The following is a 3,146-nucleotide window of genomic DNA, read 5'->3' on the forward strand; positions in this document are numbered from 1 at the left end:
TCCTTCTGCTCGTTGCTCATCGCCTCGATGATCGCCCGGTAGGCCTGGTATTGCTCGGCGGTCTCGGTGCTGGCGGCGGCCGCCGGACTCGCGTTCTCGAAGGTCATGACGAAGGTCACCGGCACGGCGCGGCTGATGCTCTCGAGCCCGGCGATCTCGCGCAGCTTCTCGACGCCCTCGCTCAAGCCGAAATGGCCGGCATCGAGGATCACGGGCTCGGTGCTGGCCACCATCAGGGTGTTCGCATCGAGCTTCGCCGCCTGCATCTTGAGCACCAGCGGTTGGTTCTCGCCGTGCAGGCTGAGGGTGCTCTCGGCGACCACCTCCATCATCTCGCCCGGCGCCAGGGCGGCGATCGCATCGGGGTCGATCTTGGCGCTCAGGGTCGCATCGCTGTAATCCGTCGTCTCGAACAGGATCTCGCGCATGCGCTCGTTGCGGATCGGCACCAGCGTCTCGACGCTGTCGAGGGCGGTGTCGATCACCGCCTGGCCCTCAGCGTCGATGCGCCCGGCGATCTCGGTGAAGTGATTGATCTCGCCGATGTGGCCGGACTTGATCGAGACGTAGTTCAGATGCGAGCGTTCGGGGTCGAGGGTCCATTCGCCGGCGACTGCCGGCGCGAGGCTGGCACTGGCGAGGCTGGTGGCAACTAGGGCGGCGATCAGATGGCGCATGAGTGAATTCCTCTGGTTGCTGGTCTCGGGGATGGGTCAGGGCTTGCTCAAGATTTGGCATGCGGGACGCTCGACGGGCGATCGATGTCGAGCGGTCATCGACGGGCGCTGTTCCAGCGCTTCGCTCCAGTAATGCGCCCGACGGATGCCAATCCCAAGCTTGCGGCGATTAACCGACGGTGGTCCGTTTGGGCAGGCACAGACGCACCCTGAGACCGGGCTCTGCGTCTTCCAGGTTGAGGCTGGCGCCATGCAGTTGCGCGACCGCCTGCACCAGGCTGAGCCCGAGCCCATGGCCGGGGGCGGCCCGGCTGGCGTCGATGCGGAAGAAGCGCTGCAACACCTTCTCGCGCAGCTCGGGCGGAATGCCGGGGCCATCGTCGCTGACACTGAGTTCGACGGTCTCGCCGGCGCAGTCCGCGCGCAGCCGGATATGGCCGCCCTCCGGGGTATGCTTGATGGCATTGTCGACCAGGTTCGCCAGGGCCTGGAAAAGCAGGTCACGGTCGGCGTGCAGCCGGCAGGCACCCGTATCGCCACCCGCATCAACGCCGATCCCGCCGCCACTCTTCGCACCCACCGCGCCGCCCGTCCCGCCGCCAACCCCCACGACCGCGATCACCTGCTGCGATTCCGCCGCGAGCGGCTCGTAGAGTTCGGCCACATCCCGCAGCAGCGGCAGCGGGTCGAGATCGGCAAAGGCCGCGCGGCGGCTGCCGGCCTCGATGTGGGCGATGCGCAGCAGGGCATTGAAGGCGCTCAGCAGTTCGTCGGCATCGGCGATCGCGATCTCGACCTCGGCGCGCGCCTCGTCATCGAGCGCGCTGCCGCGCAACAGTTCGAGCCGATGGCGCAACCGCGACAAGGGCGTGCGCAGATCGTGGGCGATGTTGTCCGAGACCTGCCGGAGACTCAGCATCAGCGCCTCGATGCGCTCGAGCATCTGGTTCAGATTGGCGGCCAATTGGTCGAAGTCGTCACTGGTGCCGGCGCTCGGTACGCGGCGGCTGAGGTCGCCGCGCATGATCTCGCGGCTGACCTGATTGATGACATCGAGCCGGCGCGCGATGCCGGCGCTCATCAGCCAGCCGCCGAGCAGCGCCAGGCCGACCGTGATCGCCAAGCCCCAGCCGATCGCGTCGAGCACCAGCTGGCGGATCGCGCTCAGCTCGCGCGCATCGCGGCCGACCAGCAGCCTGAGATCGCCGCGTAAGCGAAAGACCTTGGCGCGGGTTTCGTGCTCAACGCGGGCCTTGCCCGAGAGTTCCTGTTGGGTGCGGAACTCGACCCAGCCCTCGGCATCGGGCGCGACCGCCGGCCAGCTGTCGAGATTGCCGATGATCGGCGTGCCGTTCGGCTGGGTCAGCAGATAGATCGAGGCGCCTTGCGGATCCCGCGCGATGCGCTCGGCGATGAGGTTCGAGAGGCCGGCCAGACCGCGACGTCGATACTGTTCGGCCAGGCCCTGGATCTCGGCGCCGATGGTGGCATCGGTTTGCCGCGCCATGTAGCCGGCGGTGGACCAATAGAGGAAGCCGAGCAGGATCGCCACCGAGACCCCGACCAACAACATGTACAGGAGGGCCAGGCGGAAGGTCGAGCTGGTCAGGGTGAAGTGCGAGGTCCGCCGCCATTGGCTCAGCCGCGTTTCCAGGGACGCGCTGAGCCAGTGCCGTTTCCAGGCCGCGTGCAGCGATCGCCATGCGCGGCACGCACCGGGGCCCGCCAGCATCTCAATCGGCGCGCAGCATGTAGCCGGCGCCGCGCACCGTTTGCAGCAGCGGCTGCTCGAACTCCCGGTCGATCTTGGCGCGCAAGCGGCTGATATGGACATCGATGACATTCGTCTGCGGATCGAAGTGATAATCCCAGACGTTCTCGAGCAGCATGGTGCGGGTGACGACCTGACCGGCGTGGCGCATCAGATACTCGAGCAGCTTGAATTCGCGCGGTTGCAGCGCGATCGGTTGACCGTTGCGGTGCACCTCGCGCTTGAGCAGGTCGAGTTCGAGGTCGGCGACGCGGAGGTGGGTGGTCGGTGCCTCACCGGGCGTGGCGCGGCGCAACAGGGCCTCGATACGCGCATGCAGCTCGGAGAACGCGAACGGCTTGACGAGATAGTCGTCGCCGCCGGCACGCAGTCCCTCGACCCGATGATCGACCTCGCCGAGCGCGCTGAGCACCAGCACCGGGGTCGAATTGCCCGAGGCGCGCAGGGTGCGGATGATCGCGAGCCCGTCGAGCTGCGGCAGCATGCGGTCGATGACCAGGACATCGTAGCTGTTGCCGGTGGCCAGAAACAGGCCGTCGCGACCGTTTTCGGCGAGTTCGACGCGCGCGCCGATCTCGCCGAAGGCCTTGGCAAGATAGCTCGCAAGCTGCGCGTCATCCTCGATCACCAGTACTCGCATGCTGCTGGGTCCAGATGGCATGTTCGCTGTTGACGATGATCAGCATCTCGGTCGGCCG

The 3,146-nt window shown here is 67.1% G+C and carries 3 protein-coding genes; all 3 read right to left on the reverse strand.

Going from position 1 to position 3,146, the window contains the following annotated elements:
• The coding region (locus ACLFQI_RS12905) for a YceI family protein (protein ID WP_410759918.1) at positions 1-677 on the reverse strand (677 nt) is incomplete at its 3' end.
• A gap of 169 nt (positions 678-846) precedes the next feature.
• Positions 847-2,409 (reverse strand): ATP-binding protein, encoded by a 1,563-nt coding sequence (locus ACLFQI_RS12910; RefSeq protein ID WP_410759919.1) that lies wholly within the window; start codon positions 2,407-2,409, stop codon positions 847-849.
• A 1-nt stretch (position 2,410) separates the two neighbouring features.
• Positions 2,411-3,088, reverse strand: coding sequence for a winged helix-turn-helix domain-containing protein (locus ACLFQI_RS12915; RefSeq protein ID WP_410759920.1), 678 nt, complete (start codon positions 3,086-3,088; stop codon positions 2,411-2,413).
• Positions 3,089-3,146 lie beyond the last annotated feature (58 nt).

Origin of the sequence: Halochromatium sp., assembly GCF_046541315.1 — a bacterium.
GTDB lineage: Bacteria > Pseudomonadota > Gammaproteobacteria > Chromatiales > Chromatiaceae > Lamprobacter.